Annotated in this window: 14 protein-coding genes and 1 riboswitch; of the genes, 6 read left to right on the top strand and 8 right to left on the bottom strand. The window is 64.5% G+C overall.

Features of this window, described 5'->3' with window-relative positions; all coding sequences use genetic code 11:
• The first annotated feature begins 120 nt into the window (after positions 1–120).
• The 3 genes from AB7A72_RS16800 to AB7A72_RS16790 all read left to right on the top strand — a co-directional run bounded on the left by AB7A72_RS16800 (position 121) and on the right by AB7A72_RS16790 (position 2,850).
• Positions 121–900, top strand: a complete 780-nt coding sequence (locus tag AB7A72_RS16800) for an SDR family oxidoreductase (protein ID WP_369460638.1) — start codon at positions 121–123, stop codon at positions 898–900.
• 44 nt (positions 901–944) lie between these two features.
• The gene (locus tag AB7A72_RS16795) at positions 945–1,214 is read left to right on the top strand and encodes a hypothetical protein (protein WP_369460637.1); all 270 of its coding nucleotides are present in this window, start codon (positions 945–947) and stop codon (positions 1,212–1,214) included.
• Positions 1,215–1,488: 274 nt separating this feature from the next.
• Positions 1,489–2,850, top strand: coding sequence for a glycerophosphodiester phosphodiesterase family protein (locus AB7A72_RS16790; RefSeq protein WP_369460636.1), 1,362 nt, complete (start codon positions 1,489–1,491; stop codon positions 2,848–2,850).
• Between the two features lie 72 nt (positions 2,851–2,922).
• Here the strand turns inward: AB7A72_RS16790 and AB7A72_RS16785 are convergent, their stop codons facing one another.
• From AB7A72_RS16785 to AB7A72_RS16775, 3 genes are all read right to left on the bottom strand, one after another.
• On the bottom strand, positions 2,923–3,612 hold the full coding sequence (locus tag AB7A72_RS16785) for an amino acid ABC transporter permease (RefSeq protein ID WP_369460635.1): 690 nt from the start codon (positions 3,610–3,612) through the stop codon (positions 2,923–2,925).
• Complete coding sequence (locus tag AB7A72_RS16780; protein ID WP_369460634.1) at positions 3,609–4,376, bottom strand: amino acid ABC transporter permease; 768 nt, start codon at positions 4,374–4,376, stop codon at positions 3,609–3,611. The genes AB7A72_RS16785 and AB7A72_RS16780 overlap by 4 nt, the downstream gene beginning before the upstream one ends.
• A 66-nt stretch (positions 4,377–4,442) precedes the next feature.
• Positions 4,443–5,267, bottom strand: a complete 825-nt coding sequence (locus AB7A72_RS16775; protein ID WP_373449337.1) for an ABC transporter substrate-binding protein — start codon at positions 5,265–5,267, stop codon at positions 4,443–4,445.
• A gap of 240 nt (positions 5,268–5,507) precedes the next feature.
• Between AB7A72_RS16775 and AB7A72_RS16770 the strand changes: the two genes are divergently transcribed.
• Positions 5,508–6,113 carry a DUF4304 domain-containing protein gene (locus AB7A72_RS16770; protein WP_369460633.1) on the top strand — a complete coding sequence of 202 codons (606 nt, stop codon included), beginning with the start codon at positions 5,508–5,510 and terminating at the stop codon, positions 6,111–6,113.
• 46 nt (positions 6,114–6,159) lie between these two features.
• On the opposite strand, the gene AB7A72_RS16765 is transcribed toward AB7A72_RS16770, so the two are convergent.
• The 3 genes from AB7A72_RS16765 to metH all read right to left on the bottom strand — a co-directional run bounded on the left by AB7A72_RS16765 (position 6,160) and on the right by metH (position 10,669).
• Entirely contained in the window at positions 6,160–7,509 is a 1,350-nt protein-coding gene (locus tag AB7A72_RS16765) for a type II toxin-antitoxin system HipA family toxin (RefSeq protein WP_369460632.1), read from the bottom strand.
• Between the two features lie 3 nt (positions 7,510–7,512).
• The gene (locus AB7A72_RS16760; RefSeq protein WP_369460631.1) at positions 7,513–7,788 is read right to left on the bottom strand and encodes a helix-turn-helix domain-containing protein; all 276 of its coding nucleotides are present in this window, start codon (positions 7,786–7,788) and stop codon (positions 7,513–7,515) included.
• A 127-nt stretch (positions 7,789–7,915) separates the two neighbouring features.
• Complete coding sequence (gene metH / locus AB7A72_RS16755; RefSeq protein WP_369460630.1) at positions 7,916–10,669, bottom strand: methionine synthase; 2,754 nt, start codon at positions 10,667–10,669, stop codon at positions 7,916–7,918.
• 35 nt (positions 10,670–10,704) lie between these two features.
• Positions 10,705–10,814, bottom strand: a riboswitch (S-adenosyl-L-homocysteine riboswitch).
• Positions 10,815–11,039: 225 nt separating this feature from the next.
• Between metH and gltS the strand changes: the two genes are divergently transcribed.
• Positions 11,040–12,278 (top strand): sodium/glutamate symporter, encoded by a 1,239-nt coding sequence (gltS, locus tag AB7A72_RS16750; protein ID WP_312836113.1) that lies wholly within the window; start codon positions 11,040–11,042, stop codon positions 12,276–12,278.
• Between the two features lie 69 nt (positions 12,279–12,347).
• On the opposite strand, the gene AB7A72_RS16745 is transcribed toward gltS, so the two are convergent.
• Positions 12,348–12,803, bottom strand: coding sequence for a PACE efflux transporter (locus AB7A72_RS16745; RefSeq protein ID WP_239810141.1), 456 nt, complete (start codon positions 12,801–12,803; stop codon positions 12,348–12,350).
• A 68-nt stretch (positions 12,804–12,871) separates the two neighbouring features.
• Here AB7A72_RS16745 and AB7A72_RS16740 point away from each other — a divergent pair, with 68 nt between their 5' ends.
• On the top strand, positions 12,872–13,813 hold the full coding sequence (locus tag AB7A72_RS16740) for a LysR family transcriptional regulator (RefSeq protein ID WP_369460629.1): 942 nt from the start codon (positions 12,872–12,874) through the stop codon (positions 13,811–13,813).
• On the opposite strand, the gene AB7A72_RS16735 is transcribed toward AB7A72_RS16740, so the two are convergent.
• The gene (locus tag AB7A72_RS16735; RefSeq protein ID WP_369460628.1) at positions 13,810–17,196 is read right to left on the bottom strand and encodes a mechanosensitive ion channel domain-containing protein; all 3,387 of its coding nucleotides are present in this window, start codon (positions 17,194–17,196) and stop codon (positions 13,810–13,812) included. The genes AB7A72_RS16740 and AB7A72_RS16735 overlap by 4 nt on opposite strands.
• Between the last annotated feature and the right edge of the window lie 27 nt (positions 17,197–17,223).

Raw genomic sequence — 17,223 nt, 5'->3', positions numbered from 1 at the left:
GGCACCTCTGCAGCGCAGTCATTGTTAGTAAATCATGGATAAACATGGAATAAATTCTATATTTATCTTTGATTTATAACCAATTACGCTGAACAGCTTCCCCCATCACAGGAGCTTTTTATGTCCCATCCCAAGCACAGCCTCCAGGGCAAGACCGTTCTGATCGCTGGCGGCGCCAAGAACCTGGGCGGCCTGCTGGCGACCGATTTCGTCCACCACGGCGCCCGGGCCGTCGCCATCCACTACAACAGCGCCGCCAGCAAGGCGGATGCCGAAAAGACGCTGGCTGCATTGCACAAGCTCGGCGCCAAGGCGGTGATCCTGCAAGCGGACCTGACCACGGCCGCTGCCGTGGAAAAGCTGTTTGCCGATGCGGTGGCCGCTGTGGGCCGCCCCGACATCGCGATCAACACCGTCGGCAAGGTGCTGAAAAAGCCGATGTCCGAGATCAGCGAGGCCGAGTTCGACGAGATGGATGCGGTCAACAACAAGGCGGCTTTCTTCTTTCTGAAAGAGGCGGGCAAGCAGGTGAACGATGGCGGCAAGATCTGCACCCTGGTCACCTCGCTGCTGGGCGCGTTCACGCCGTTCTATTCGTCCTACGCGGGCACCAAGGCGCCTGTAGAGCACTACACCCGCGCAGCGGCCAAGGAGCTGGGCGCGCGGGGCATCTCGGTCACCGCCGTGGGCCCCGGTCCCATGGACACGCCCTTCTTCTACGGCCAGGAGAGCGCCGATACCCAGGCGTACCACAAGAGCGCAGCCGCGCTGTCGCCGTTCAGCCAGACAGGCCTCACCGACATCGAAGACGTGGTGCCCTTTGTGCGCCACCTGGTGAGCGATGGCTGGTGGATCACCGGACAGACGATTCTGATCAACGGCGGCTATACGACAAAATAAGCCCGCGGAGGGCAGCGCCCTCCGGCCACCACAAGGAGTTACCCATGCATATGCTGTTGGTCATGCTGACCGGCCTGCTGCTGTTGGCCGTCTTCGCCCTGCTGGGCAAGCTCTGGGGCGCCGATGCGGCCAGCATCATGCTGGCCGCCAAATACTTCATCCCCGTCTGGCTGGGCGTGGCGCTGGTCAATATGTGGGTCGGCGTGCACAAGGCCGGCTACACCGTTGCGCAGGAGCTGCCGATCTTGCTCGTCAACTTTGCCGTGCCTGCGGCGCTGGCGCTGGGCCTGGTCTGGTGGCTGGGCCGCGCCTGACCGGCGATTGGACAGAACACCACAGTTGCCGCGCTGCAACATCGAAAACACTGGGCCCGCCACCGGGCTTGCACTACGCTGGTGCGCTGGATGCGGATGCCTGCGGCAACCGGTGCGGAGGTGCTCTACAGAAGCTTTCAACGGCCGACAAGGGGCCCGCACACCTCGCCTGTTGTGAGCCGTAGACGCGCGCTTTACATTGTCACAGCGCCGTCATACCGTCCCCGCAGCATCCATCCACTTGCTGATTCACCAACCCTGGGGACAACGGACGATGACAACACACCAACCCACATTTCGCCTGGCTGCGCTGGGCTCTGCCCTGTGCGGCGCACTGCTGCTGACCGCTTGTGGCGGCGGCGATGATGATCCCAGCTTCAAGACCCTGGACGGCAAGCAGCCCCAGGTGATCGCGCACCGTGGCTACTCCGGCATGTACCCCGAGCAGACCCGCATGGCCTACGAAAAGGCCGCCGATGCCGGCGCCGACATGCTGGAGCTGGATATGCACATGACGCGTGACTGCCAGCTGGTGGCACGCCACAACGCCTGGCTGAGCGACAGCACCAATATCGCTGACGTGGCTAAGACCAATTCCGCCGTGGCAGCCCGCAAGCGCACCACGCCTGGCGTGCTGGTCGATGTGAAATACCCCGCCATTCCAGCCAACGGCCCCAGCCAATACCTGACGGACCTGGTCGAGCCCGGCAACCAGAAGTCGGTGCTCAAGGCCCTGATTGTGGATGGCGAAGACCACACCAATGACTGGTCGATCAGCGACTTCACGATGCAGGAGCTGCGCGACTGGATTGCCGGTACCACCTTGGACAACCGCGCCGACCGCCCCACCGAGTGGAACGGCAAGCTGCCGCTGATCAGCGCCCAGGATGTGATCGACATCGCAGCGGCCAAGGGCAAGGCGCTGGGCCGCACCATCCCCGTGTATGCCGAAACCAAGAACCCCTACTGGAACAACCAGCAGGCGATCGCCAACGGTTGCGGCACCGGCAGCCACCCGTTTGAAGATGCGGTGATGGCGCTGCTGGAGAAGAACAAGCTCAACAGCAAGGACGCGGCCATCTACATCCAGAGCTTTGACCCCGAGAGCCTGAAGTACCTGCGCAAGGCCGGCATGAAGGCCAAGGGCGTGCAGCTGATCGATGGCAATGACTTCGACCTCAAGGACGGCTCGATGGTCTACATCACCACCGATGAATGGACCTTCATCAGTGGCCGCCCCTACAGCTGGACCCTCGCCGGCGATGCCCGCACTTTTGCCGTGATGCAGACCCCTGCCGGCCTCGCCGAGATCAAGACCTATGCCGATGGCATCGGCCCCTGGAAGCCACAGGTCCTCGCCCATTCTGTCGTGCCGTACAAGGAAGGCGCGGGCTTGAAGGATGTCAACACCCTCAAGGACACGGGCCTGATCGCCAACGCCCACAAGGCCGGCCTGATCGTGCACAGCTTCACTTTCCGCAACGAAGCGGGCCGCCTGGCTGGCATCTACAAGGGTGATCCGGTGCAAGAGTTCCTGGCCTACTACCGCCTGGGCATCGATGGCGTATTCACCGACTTCACCCCCACCGGTGTGAAGGCTCGCGATGCCTACATCGCCGAGCTGAAAAACCAGTAATCGCGGCACTGCAGCACTGACCCAAAAAGGACGCCTGGCGTCCTTTTTTCATGCCCGCATCAGCGTGCCAACTCAGCGTACCAAATGCGGCTGGCTACGCCGCGCCACCGCCCAGGCCAGCAGGTTGAGCGCCGAGCACATCAGCCAGTAGATGGCGCCCACCAGCAGGAACACCTCAGCCGGGTGCACCATCAGCCGCGCATTGACCTGGGTGGACAGAAAGGACAGCTCGCCCACGCCGACGATATAGGCCAGCGAGCTGTCCTTGATCAGGGTCACCCACTGGTTCACGAACGAGGGCAGCATCACCGCCAGCGCCTGGGGCAGGATCAGGCTGCGCAGCACCTGCCAGCGCGTCAGGCCCAGCGCGGCGCCGGCATCCCACTGGCCCGGCGCAATCGCCTGCAGGCCAGCGGCCACGCCATGGGCCAGGTAGGCGCCGCTGACCAGCGACAGCGCGCACACCACCGAGAAGCTGCCCGGCACATCGAGCCGGAACAGCACCGGCAGCAAGAAATAAATCCAGAAGATCAGCAGCAGCACCGGAATGGCGCGCAGAAAGCCCAGCACCACCCGCAGGCACTGCAGGGCCCGGCCGCGCCCCATCACCAGTGCAATGCCCAGCGCCAGCCCCAGCAGCGCAGACAGCACGCCGGAGACGGCACTCAGGATCAGGCTCAGCAGCGCGCCGCCCGGCGGTCCGTCAGGGAAAGTGCCCAGCAGCAGGTAGCGCCAGTCATCACTCAGTGCAGCAAAGTTCATGCGCGCCGCACCTCCACCCGGCCCCAGCGGCGGCGCTGGGCCAGGTGCTGGCTGAGCAGCTCCAGCCCGATGATCAGCACGATGTAGAGCAAGGTGGTAATGCCGTAGACCTGGAAGGACTGGAAGGTCTCGGCCTCCGCCTGGCGTGCCCGGTACGAGAGCTCGGCCAGGCCAATGGCCATGCCCAGCGAGGTGTTCTTGACGATGTTCATGTACTGGCCCATCAGCGGCGACACCACGCGCGCCAGCGCCTGGGGCAGCACGATATGGCGCAGCAATTGCCAGCCATCCATGCCCAGCGAGCGCGCCGCCTGGCTCTGGCTGGCGGGCACGCTGTTGATGCCGGCGCGCACCTCTTCGCCCACGTAGGCGGTGGCATAGAACACCATGCCGATGCAGGCCGAGAGGAATTCCAGCGACGGCCAGCCCAGGCTGAGCGGGCCCAGCGCCAGGCTGTGCGCCTGGTTGAGCCAGGCCATCCACGCGGGCGGCAGCAGGCTGGGCACACCAAAGTACCAAAAGAACAGCTGCACCAGGAGCGGCGTATTGCGAAACACCGACAGGTAGCCCAGCGCCAGCCAGCGCAGCGGCGCCCAGGCCGCACTGCGCGCGACCGCAAAGCCGATGCCCAGCACCGTTGACGCTGCAATCACCAGCAGCGACGCCAGCACCGTGGTGCACCAGCCATCGAGCAGCCAGCGCCAGTACTTGCCCGCCAGCACATGGGGCCACAGCGGCTCCAGCCAGGACATCAAGAGTTGCATAAATGCCAACGCCAAACGCACGCAGCCGCGTCTTGTCGGACGCGGGGCTGCGCAGCAGCTAGGTGCTTATTGCTTGTCGCCGATCTTGAAGTTGCGCACCAGCGGCGTCGCGCTTTGCGGCCCGAACCAGGTGTCGTAGATCTTGCCGGCCTGGCCGCTGGCCTCCAGCTCCTTCAACGCGGTGTTGACGAAATCGGTCAATGCCGCTTCCCCCTTCGGAATGCCCACGCCAATGTAGTCGCTGGAGATCGTGAATGCCGGCACCTCCCACTTGTCGCGCTCCTTCTTGTCCTTGATGGTGGCCAGCAGGCCGACCAGCTTGGGGCCGTCTTGCGAGATGGCCTGCACATTGCCATTGCGCAGCGCGGTGAACGCAAACGGCGTGTCGTCGTAGGCCACCAAGGTGGCCTGCGGGTGCTTCTCGCGCAGCACGATCTCGTTGGTGGTGCCCTTGTCCACGCCAATGCGCAGCTGGTTCAGCTGATCGGGCGAGGTCAGCGTGCCTTTGGCGGCGATGAACTGGGTGCCCGAGGCAAAGTAGGGAACGCTGAAGCCCACCTGCTTGGCACGCTCGTCGGTGATCGTGAAATTGGCCAGCACCAGATCGACCTTGTTCGACAGCAGCAGCGGCACGCGGTTGGCCGGGTTGGTCGGCACCAGCTGCAGCTTGACCCCCAGGCGCTGCGCAAAGGCCTGCGCATAGTCCACATCCAGGCCCACGATCTTGCGGGTCTTGGGATCGACAAAACCAAACGGTGGATTGGCATCGAAGGCTGCCACGCGCAGCACCCCTGCCTGCTTGATATCCTGCAGGCGATCCGCCCACACCGCCCCCGATGCCAGTGCTGCGACCGCAGCGGTCGCCACCATCGCCCATGCCTTGTTTTTCATAGCTATGCTTTCTGAGATCGCCTCGCCAGGGCACCATGCCCTTGCCAGCGAAACCTTGACTGAGGACCCAGTGTAGAAATGCATAGCGTCGTCAGGCAACGACGATTTCATTCAATCGATATGTAGATTCCGCATGTAGCGATCGACGACAAAGCAAGCCATCCAGAACCGTTTATAAGCTGGGAAGCGCTGCGGACCCCAGGTCTGCGCCATCCACCCGAACACACACCAGCCACTGCCATGGACCGTAAAACGATTACCAGCGAACTGCGTGCGCAGTTCTTTCCGCTGCTGCAGGCCACCGGCTTTGTGCGCCAAGGCGATATCGCCCGGCGTGTGCTGGACGGCAGTGTGGTGCACATCGTCGAGATCCAGCACCGCCCGCGCAGCGCAGTGTTCCAGGTCAACCTGGGGGCCCATCTGTTGGCGCTGGGCGATGTGGCCGGCGGCACCCTGCCCGCGCCGCAAACCATGCGCGACCATGACTGCGCCTGGCGCGGCTCGGTCATCGCCGGCTTTCGCAACGCCACAGACGCCGAGTTGGCCTACGGCGCCAGCGCACACGAGGCGGCCGAATCAGTAGCCTTTCTGGTGTCGGAATGGCAGCGGCAGTCCCAAGCCTTTTTTGCGCCTTTCAGCGACTATCCCGCATCGTTTCTGGCCGCCGCCCGGCAGGCCGCGCAGGACCTGGAGCGGCACCCCGCCCACCTGCTCACCTGGGCCCGGGTCGCTGCGCTGCTGGGTGAGGCTGCACTGGCACAGTCCATCGCCCAGGCAGCGCTGCCCCGGGTGCCGGAGCGCGCTACTTCGCTGCGTGCGAAGCTGGAGGCTGTTTTGGCGGGTTGAGCTATGCAACGATGGGGCGAGCGCTGCCGTGGCTCAACACGGCAGCTCAGTCATGCACTTTGCCCAGGCGGTTCGCAGCGTCTTGCAGGCCATGGAATATGGCCGTTGACACGCTCTCCGGAAAGTCAGGGGGCAGCTGTTTTTCGACGCGTGCAATCACGTCCGGAGTCATCTCTACCACCTGGTCGATGATTGTTCGCACATCCAAGCCTTGGGGCGAGCGGATGCCATAGCGCTCGCCAACAGCCTCCCAGTGGCGGCGCATGATCTTGTTCATGTGCCAGTGCGCATTTTTGGAACGCACGGCCATGGCCATGCGCGCCTTGTGGGGCGACAACTTGCCAGGCCCGGCTCCCAAAATCGGGTACGCCGAGATCACGTCATACAGCGGCGTCATCTCGAACAGGCCCTGGGGGCGCAAAAAGATGCTGAAGTTCTTGGCATGGCCGTCAGTGGCGCACAGCATCCAAAACAACAGCTGTGCCATGAAGAACTGGAACCGGTCTGTCGCTGGATTTCTGGATCTCATCAGCAAATTCATGATGGTGTCGACGCCGGGCCCGCCATCACTCTCGTATTTGAGAATGGGAGAGACACCGCTGGCCTGGCACATGTCCTCCTGCGGAATCCGCACCAGGACTTTCTCCTGCCATACGCTCCGGTCAAAGCGTTCAACGGCCAACACCTTCTGGTCTTCAAAGCGCAGCATGTCGCAGGGCGCAATCGGAATCCCAAAGGCGGCCACCAGCTTCGAACACAGCCATTCGTTCTCCACCGAGTGGCGCATGTCGATCTGCATATTGCCAATCAGACCCAGCGGCAATTTCAGGATGTGTGAAGTGGGTGTTGCACCCAGGGGCCTGCACCATTGGCCGGCCCAGTAAAGCAGCGCGGTTTTCTCCTGTGCCCCGGCAATCGAGATCCGGAAATCGTCGTCGTCCAGACCCCCATCGCCGGACTGCGTCGGGCTCACTACCGCGCGAACCAGGCGTGCCACGTCCGCCTCGCTCAGCACCTCGTACTGCATTTCCGGCTCTTTGGGGGGCGCCTCACCAGCGGGCAGGATCTGCAATGCGCCAACGCAGTCTCTGCCAATTTCCCGCAACAGCGCATTGGGGTCTGTAGCACCCACTTTGTAGCGGCGCGCGATGCGCTCCAAAATCTGCTCATTGTCCGGCAGCAGATTCTGGAAATAGAAGCGCACCGCCTCGCCTTTGTGCGGACCATTTCCCGGTGTGAAGGGCAGTGACAAGGACAAGGGCCGGCGCAAAGCCACATCACGCACCCAGGCGTCGTCGTACTGCAGAACATCGCTGCCCGCCTCGATGCGCCATGTCCCGACACGGTGGCCGTTCATCCAGAGGCCCAGGGCTTTGTTATGGCCAATGCTGCGCATGGCTTACCAGCTATCGAGTGTCAGCAGTTCACGGCCAGTGTCCGGAGACGGAGACGCGGCCGGGCGGGCGCGCAATACCAGATCCACGCCCAGGATGCCCATCAGCTTCATCAAGCGCTCAGCGCTGACCGACTCGGCATTGCGCTCCATGGCCGAGACCGTCTGCTGGGTGACCCCCAGACGCATGGCCACATCCGCCTGGGTCAGCTTGGCCGTCTTGCGAAAGGCTTTGAGCAGCGTCGGCAGCTGTGCCGTCGTGCGTACGGTGAATTCTTCCATGGTGCGCTCCACTGCAATCAGCAGAAAAACACACTATACGCTGTATTTTAGATTTACAAAATATAGGCTGTATTTTCAAAATACAAGTCTTGGTTTGTATTTCCGTTTTACAGTCTATGGCTTGTATTTATGCCAGATTCGGCGCCAGCGCCCGGCGCAGCACTTCGATGTCCATGCCCCGGCGCTCTGCCATGTCCGCCAGTTGGTCTTCACCGATTTCGCCGACGTTGAAGTACACCGCTTCGGGGTAGCCCAGGTAGAAGCCGCTGACGCTGGAGGCGGGGAACATGGCCAGGCTCTCGGTCAGGTGCATGCCGATATCGGCGGCGTCCAGCGCCTTGAACAGGTCGGTCTTGGCGGTGTGGTCAGGGCAGGCGGGGTAGCCGGGGGCGGGGCGCACGCCCTGGTATTTTTCCTTGATCAGCTCCTCGTTGCTCAGCTGCTCGCCGGCGGCATAGCCCCACAGGTCCTTGCGCACGCGCAGGTGCAGGCATTCGGCAAAGGCTTCGGCCAGGCGGTCGGCCAGGGCCTTGAACATGATGCCGCTGTAGTCGTCCAGCGCGGCTTCAAATTCCTGGTCCTTCTTCTCGGCACCGATGCCGGCGGTGACCGCAAACAGGCCGGCGTAATCGCCAATGCCCGATTCCTTGCTGGCCACAAAGTCGGACAGGCAGCGGCTGGGGCGCAACACGCCATCCACCGCCTGCTTTTCGGTTTGCTGGCGCAAGCCGTACCAGGTCAGCAGCTCGGTGCTGCGCGACTCGTCGGTATAGAACACGATGTCGTCACCCACCCGGTTGGCAGGGAACAGGCCCATCACGCCATTGGCCTGCAGCCAGCGGCCTTCGATGATCTTCTTGAGCATGGCCTGGGCATCGGCCAGCACCTTGCGGGCCTCCACACCCACCACCTCGTCATCAAGGATGGCGGGGTACGGGCCGGCCAGGTCCCAGGTCTGGAAGAACGGGCCCCAGTCGATGTACTGGGCGATCTCGGCCAGGTCGAAGTTCTTGAACACGCGGCGGCCCAAAACGCGGGGCGTGACGGGCGGGTACGCGGCAAAGTCCACCGGGGTGGCATTGGCGCGGGCCTGTGCCAGGGTCCACAGCGGTGTCTTCTTCTTGTTGGCGTGCTGGGTGCGCACCTTGTCGTAGTCGGCCTCGACCTCCTGCAGGTAGCGGTCCTTGTTCTCGCCGAGCAGGCTCTGGGCCACGCTCACACTGCGCGAGGCATCGGGCACATAGAGCACCGGGCCTTCGTACTTGGGGGCGATCTTCACAGCGGTATGCACGCGCGAGCAGGTAGCGCCGCCAATCAGCAGCGGGATCTTTTTGACGCGGAAATAGTCGTCCTTGTGCATCTCGCCGGCCACGTACTGCATCTCTTCCAGGCTGGGTGTGATCAGACCCGACAGGCCGATGATGTCGGCGCCCTCAGCCTTGGCCCGGGCCAGGATCTCGTGGCAGGGCACCATCACGCCCATGTTGATGACCTCGAAGTTATTGCACTGCAGCACCACGGTGACGATGTTCTTGCCGATGTCATGCACATCGCCCTTGACGGTGGCGATGACGATCTTGCCCTTGCTCGAGACATCCATGCCGGCCGCTTCCTGCTGGCGCTTTTCCTCCTCGATGTAGGGCACCAGGTGGGCGACGGCCTGCTTCATCACGCGGGCCGACTTGACCACCTGGGGCAGGAACATCTTGCCGGCGCCAAACAGGTCGCCGACGATGTTCATGCCGTCCATCAGCGGCCCTTCGATCACATGCAGCGGGCGGCCACCGCCTTGCACGACGATCTGCTGGTAGGCCTCTTCGGTGTCTTCGGTGATGAAGTCGGTGATGCCATGCACCAGCGCATGCGACAGGCGCTCGTTCACGGTCTTCGGGCTCTCGGGCGTGCCGCGCCACTCCAGCTTCTTGCTGTCGTCCTTGGCGCCGCTCTTGGCGCTGTCAGCCACTTCCACCAGGCGCTCGCCGGCGTCGGGGCGGCGGTTCAGCACCACGTCCTCGACGCGTTCGCGCAGCACCGGCTCCAGGTCGTCATAAACGCCGACCATGCCGGCGTTGACAATGCCCATGTCCATGCCCGCCTGGATCGCGTGGTAGAGGAACACGGTGTGGATCGCCTCACGCACCGGGTCGTTGCCACGGAACGAGAACGACACGTTGGACACGCCGCCGCTCACCTTGGCGCCGGGCAGGTTCTGCTTGATCCAGCGCGTCGCCTCGATGAAGTCCACGCCATAGTTGTTGTGCTCTTCGATGCCGGTGGCCACGGCGAAGATGTTGGGGTCGAAGATGATGTCCTCGGGCGGGAAACCCACCTCATCGACCAGGATGCGGTAGGCGCGCTCGCAGATCTCGATCTTGCGCTCGTAGGTGTCGGCCTGGCCTTTTTCGTCAAAGGCCATGACCACGGCCGCCGCGCCATAGCGCTTGACCAGGCGCGCATGCTTCTTGAACTCGTCCACCCCCTCCTTCATCGAGATGGAGTTGACGATGCCCTTGCCCTGGATGCAGCGCAGGCCCGCCTCGATCACCTCCCATTTGGAGCTGTCGACCATGATGGGCACGCGGGCGATATCGGGCTCGGAGGCGATCAGGTTCAGAAAACGCACCATCGCCGCCTTGCTGTCGAGCATGGCCTCGTCCATGTTCACGTCGATCACCTGGGCGCCGTTTTCCACCTGCTGGCGCGCAACGGCCAGCGCTTCTTCGTACTGCTCGTTCAGGATCAGGCGCGCAAAGGCCTTGGAGCCCGTCACGTTAGTGCGTTCACCCACGTTGACAAACAGGCTGTCCTCGCCAACAAACACGGGCTCCAGGCCCGACAGGCGCATGGGAGGAACGGAAACGGGGGCAGCAGACGCAGACATGGGGCTCACCTGTAAAAACCAGAAAACAGAGACAGAACAGGTGAGCGCCGTTGATGCGGGCGATGCGAAATCAGCCCGTCGACCTGCCCCAAGCCTGACAGGCCTGTGGTGGTTACACCGGCCGGCTGCAGCGCTCCTTGGAACAAGGCCCTACATTTTAAGCCAGGCCAAGCGCGTAAGCACAGGCGGGGGGACTTGTCCATAGCCATAAACACCACTCACGAACGTTGGTTATAGCCTTATTAAATTAAACGATGCATCAGCTTTCACCCATATTGCAGCACTTTGCTGGCAACCTGCGTGAACGTCTACGCAACGCCGGCTTTCTGTGTTTAACCAGGTCAAGGCCTGCGATTTGAGGAGAATTCCCTTGCATCTGAGTTTCGGTGCTTACTACACGCTGATCTTTGCCGTCCTCGTGCTCTTGCTAGGCAAGCTGCTGACGCGGCACATCCGCTTTCTGCGTGACTTCAACATCCCCGAGCCAGTCTCTGGCGGCCTGGTGGTCGCGGCCATCATCTTCGCGCTGCACCAGGCCACCGGTCTGACGCTGGCCTTTGCCAGCGGCATGCAGACCACCTTCATGCTGGTGTTCTTCTCGTCGATCGGGCTGAGCGCCAACTTTGCCAAACTCCGTGAGGGCGGCATGGGCCTGGTGGTGTTTCTGGGCGTGATCGTTGCCTTTATCTTTGTGCAAAACGGCGTGGGCGTCGGCCTGGCCACGTTGCTGGGGCTGGACCCGCTGATTGGCCTGGTCGCAGGCTCGATCACCCTGCTGGGCGGCCACGGCACTGCGGGCGCCTGGGGTTCGGTGCTGGAGAACCAATACGGCCTGAGCGGTGCCACCGCCTTGGGCATTGCCTGCGCCACCTTTGGCCTGGTCATTGGCGGCCTGCTCGGCGGCCCGTTGGCCAAGCGCCTGATCACCCGCCACCAGTTGGCCCAGCCACGCAGCCTGGCAGACGCGCAGACCGGCGCGCACGGCAGCGCCAGCGAAGGCACGGAGCCTGCCAACTTTGAAACGCCCAATACCGCCCCGCGCCTGATCACGGCCGAGGCGGCCATCGAGACCCTGGCACTGTTTGCCGGTTGCCTGGCCTTTGCCGAGTTCATGACCAGCGCCACCCAGGGCACCAAGCTGCAGCTGCCCACCTTTGTCTGGGCGCTGGGCGGCGGCGTGGTGATCCGCAATGTGCTCGACTATGGTTTTGGCTTCAAGGTGTTTGACCGTGCCATTGATGTGTTCGGCAACGCCGGCCTGTCGATCTACCTGGCCATTGCGCTGCTGTCGCTCAAGCTGTGGGAGCTGGCCGATCTGGCCGGGCCGCTGATGCTCATTCTGGCCGTGCAGACCGTGGCACTGGCGCTGTTTGCCGTCTTCGTCACCTTCCGCACGATGGGCCGCAACTACGATGCGGCCGTGCTGGCCGCCGGCCACTGCGGCTTTGGCATGGGCGCCACGCCCACCGCCGTCGCCAACATGCAGGCCATCACCAGCCAGTACGGCCCGTCGCACAAGGCCTTTCTGATCGTGCCGCTGGTGGGCGCGTTCTTTATCGACATCATCAACGCCTTTGTGCTGCAGCTGATGATTGCCTGGATACGCTGAGGCCGGGGCCATAGACAAGCGGGGCGTCGTGTAACCACGACGCCCCGCTGCGTTTTCAGACCGGGAAGGTCACTGCGCCGATTGCGGCAGGCCGAACAGACGGTCGAATGACCAGTTGAACACAAAGGTGTAGACCAGGAAGAACAGCAGCAGGCCGATGTCCATCACCAGGGCTTCCCAGAGGCTGACGTCGAACCACCAGGCAAACAGCGGCACGAGCATGAAGACGAGGCCCCCTTCCATGCCCAGCGCATGCGCAATGCGGCGGCCCAGGCCGCGCCCGCGGGTGGGCTGGGTGGCTTCCCAGCGCTCGAACAGATGGTTCCAGACCACATTCCACACAATCGCGATGGCCGACGATGCAGCGGCCACCACGCCGGAGTGCGCTGCGCCCTGGCCCGACAAGGCCGACAGGCCTGCCGTGGCGGCCACAATCGCAATCGCTTCGTACAAGGCCACATAGACCACGCGCCGCATCGGCCCCTGCAGGGACCAGGGGCTGTTTTGTATTTTTTGAACTGACATGGGGCGCTATCTTATGTGTCATGAACTGATAACATAAGTCAGAATCTTTCAGAAAAACTGATACATCAATGCGCAGCGCTTTTGCCCCGTTCGACTCCGACACCATCCAGACCTTGCTGGCCGTGCTCGACCATGGCAGCTTTTCGGCCGCTGCCCGGGCGCTGGGCAAGGTGCCCTCGGCCGTCAGCATGCAGATCGCCCAGCTCGAGGCCGAGCTGCAGATGCCGCTGTTTGCCCGCGACGGCCGCGAGCCCCGGCCGCTGCCCGCCGCGCTGGCCCTGGAGCCGCAGGCGCGCCTGTTGGCCGCGCAGCTGCAGCAGCTCAATGCCCATGCGCTGGCGCTGGAGCAAGGGCTGGAATCACGGCTGACCTTGGCGATCGCGCCGGAGTTGCTGTCCGCCCCCTGGGCCGCGCCGCTGGCCGCGCTCGCGCAGGAATACCCGCAGCTGGCCATCGAAGTGCTCACCGCCCCCCAGGCCGATGCGCTGACCATGCTGCACAGCGGCCGTGCACAGCTGGCGCTGGTGTTTGAGCGGCCCAGCCTCGATGGCCGCGAAGGCTTTCAGGAAGTGGCGACCGAGACCTTGCTGGCTGTCATCGCACCCAGCCACCCGCTGATGCAGTCGCTGCACCAGGGGCCGCTACCGGATGAGCCGGCCCGGCCCCAGCTGCGCGAGCACCACCTGTCCAATACCCGGCAGATCATCGTTGCCAGCCGCGACTGGACGCTGGACCCTGAGCGCCTGGTCTATGCCCGCGATGTCTGGCGCACCGACAACCATGTGGCCGCGTTGCAGATGGTCAGCGCCGGCATTGGCTGGGGCTGGCTGCCCCAGCCGCTGGTGGCGCCGCTGCTGCAGTCGGGCGCACTGGTGGCGATGGAGTTTGCCAACCTCAGCAATGGCGCACAGCTCTATGTGGACGTGGTCTGGTCCAAGGAGCACCCGATGGGCCTGGCCGCCAAGCGCTTTGTGGCGCTGGTGCAGGCCGCCGCTTCGCCAACCCCTTAAGTGCCCGGGGCCTGCTGCGGTGCAGCCGGGGCGGGCGGCAGATCGCGCACATGGATGTCCATCTGCGGGAAGGCCACTGCAATGCCGGCCGCCTTCAGGCGGGCATTGATGCTGCGGTTGAGGTCGTTGCGCACCGGCAGGCGGTCGTCCACCGCGCCCACGTAGACGCGCAGCTCGAACTTCTGGCCCTGGCCTTCGAGCGCCATGAACCAGCAGTTGGCCTCGGGCTCGCGCAGCACCTTGGGATGCTCGGCCGCAATCGCCAGCAGCATGCGCTGCACTTCGGCCGGGTCGCTGCCATGGGCCACGGACACATCGATGATCAGACGGGTCACATCGTCGCTCAAGGTCCAGTTGGTCACCTGGCCGGTGATGAAGGTCTTGTTCGGGATGACGATTTCCTGGTTGTCGAAATCGAGCACCGTGGTCGCACGGGTGCGGATGCGCGTGACGGTGCCGGTGTGCTGGTTGATGGTGATCACATCGCCGACCCGGAAGGGCCGCTCGACCAGCAGGATCAGCCCCGAGACGAAGTTCGCAAAGATCTCCTGCAGACCAAAACCCAGACCCACGGTCAGTGCGGCAGCCATCCACTGCAGCTGGCTCCAGCGCAGCCCCAGCAGGGACAGCGCACTCACGGTGCCGGCAATGGTGATGCCGTAGCGCGCAAGGGTCGCCATCGTGTAGCGGTCCGAGCTGCTGACCCGGCGCGTGCTGGAGAACACCACCTCGACCAGGCCCGGAAGATTGCGCGTCAGGCTGAAGGTCATCAGCAGGATCAGCGCGCCGATCAGCAGATCCATCAGGCTCACCGGTGCGGGGCGGGCGATGCCGCTGGCCTCGGTATTGGTGGTGTACCAGAGCACCACACCCTCAAAGCGCAGCAGCGCCGGCAGCACCGGCGACCAGGCATAGACCAGGCTCAGCGCCACCAGCACCCGCTGGAGCAGGCCCAGCAGGCGGTGCGCCTGCGTGCTCACCGTCACCAGCGCCATCTGGCTTTGCTCATCGGTGGCATTGCTGTTGGCGGTGGCGGGGGTGCCTGTGGCGGCATCGGCCACTGCTGCGGCATTGGCCGCCTGGCGCTGCAGCGCAGCCGCACGCAGGCGGTTGAGCGCCAGCCGGCGCTCGCCCAGCAGCAGCCAGCGCCGCAGCAGGCTGACCAGCACCTCCGCCGCCGCCAGGAACACAAAGCTGCTCAGCAGCGCCTGGATCACTTCGGTGGCGGTGTAGACATAGCCCAGCCCGATGCCGGCCAGGGTCACGGCCAGCACCAGCATCACCGCCACGCTCACCACCTGGCTCCAACGCAGCCCCGGGCGCTGCTTGAGCAGGCTTTGGCGCAGGTAACGGAAGGCCATCCAGGCCAGGCCCAGGGTCAGCACCAGCAGGCACATGCGGCCCCAGGTGCTGATGGCCGTATCGTCGTGGCTGAAAAAAGCCAGACCGCCCAGCAGATCGATGGGCACGATCAGCCAGGTGGCGCGCAGCACCATCTGGCGCAGCACCTGCACGCGCTCGCGCGGCCAGCCAAAGTGCGCCACCGCGAGGCCGCAGGGGCGGAACAGCACGTTCAGCAAGGTCACGACAAACACAAAGGCGCTCAGCTGCTCCAGCGCCTGGCCCAGCGGCTCCAGCGCCACCGGCGCCGCCGCCGATTGCAACAGGGTGCCCAGCGCGGCGGTCGCAAAACTCCAGGGCAGCGCATACAGCAGGCTCCAGCCCAGCGCCATCAAGGTCAGGCCAAAGTGGTCCTGCGAGAAGTTGTCCACCCGCAGCGCGATGGCCTGCAGCTTCTGCAACGCATAGCGGCGCAGTCCCAGCAGCAGCAGCACGCCGGCGAAGATGCCGGCATAGGTCCAGAGATTGCGCAGCATGCTGTCCCCCAGCACCCGGGCGGTGTTCCACGGCGATGCGCTGGCGCCCTGCTCCAGGCCTGCGCCGTCCGGGCTGCGCAGCACCGAGCGCCACTCGTCCAGCCAGGCACGGCCCATGGCCAGATGGCTGGGGAACCACAGCAACTCCTTGTCCATCACCTGGCGCAGCGCGCTGCCGCTCTTGAGCGTCGACTGCAGCGCAGCATCGGTCTGCTCCAGCACGGCGATGCGCCGCAGCAGCAGCGGCTGGAGCTGGTCGATCAGCGCCGCCTGCTTGGACCACAGCGCGGTGCTTTGGGTGCCGCTGCGCGTGGTCATTCCCGTGTCGCCGCCCCCGCCCACGTTGGCCGTGCCATTGAGGTTGAAGCGCCGCTCGCTGGCGTTGAACAGCGCCAGCCGCAGCTCGGCCAACTGCCGCAAGGTGGCCTTGCGCCGCGCCTGGATGGTGTTGGCCGTCGGAAGCGCCACGCGCTGCTTCCACAGCCACTGGCCTACCGATGCACTGCCGCCCAGGCGCAGGCGCGCCTGCGTGTCGCGCAGCGCAGAGGCCAGCTGGCTCTGGCGGTACTCATCGCTGGCCAGGTCCTGGCGCTCCTGCACCAGGCGGTTGTTGTGCGCGAGGATTTGCTCGGCCAGCGCACTGTTTTGCCGTGCCAGTTCCCGCACGGAAGCGGGCGCCTCGGCCGCATCGTGTTCGGCCGCCTGCGTTTGCTGCACCTGCTGCTCCAGCTGCTGGCGCGCGCGCTCGGCAATACGCTGGTTCAGCCAGGCCACGCGCGGCGTGCGCTCCAGCAACTCGCGGCGCTGGGTCTGCAGCTGTACATCGAGCTGGCGCTGGCGTGTCTCGATCGTCGATTGTTCTTCCTGGCGCAGCGCCAGCTCCTGCCTGGCGCGGCGGTTCTCAGCACTGCGGCGCAGCTGGCGCGCCTGGGTCAGCGCGCTCGATTCGCCCGGCTCGGCCGCTAGCGGCGTGGCCGTTTCCTGCACCCGTTGCTGCAACGTGGCCAGGTCCGTGCGGCCATTGCCGGGCTGGGCCACCAGGTTTGCCTGTTCGGCCGCCGATTTCTCGATGCCGGACTTGAGCGCGGCGATCGCCTCGCGCTCGTCGGTCAGCAGCTTCTCCAGCACTTCCTGGCTGGCATTGGCAGGCACGCGCTCTTCCCAGCGGGCCTGAATCTGGCTCAGCTCCAGGTCGCTCAGCGGCGCAGGGGGCGCTGCGGCCGGCGTCTGGACCCGGCTGCGCAGGCGCTCAAGCGATTGCGCAAGCGCATCGGCCTCCTGCTCGGCCGTCGTGGTGGCCTCGCGCTGCGCCTGGATGGCGCGCTCCTCGTCGCTGCCGCTGCTGCTGGACGAGCTGCTCCCCAAGCCCGCCAGCGACGTCAGTGACTGCGCCGACGCCCCCGGCGCCCACGGCAGCAGGCAGGCGCACAGCACCAGCCACAGGGCCGGCAACCACCAGCGTGGCAGGCCCTGGCGGGCAGAGAAAGAAAGGGGGGAGGCTTGCATCGGCACAGTGTATCGGTATGCGCCCTG

Source organism: Comamonas sediminis (genome assembly GCF_041107495.1).
Classification (GTDB): Bacteria; Pseudomonadota; Gammaproteobacteria; order Burkholderiales; family Burkholderiaceae_C; genus Comamonas; species Comamonas sediminis.
Note: the sequence above shows the minus strand (reverse complement) of the source record. Positions and strands in the feature narration are given on the sequence as shown.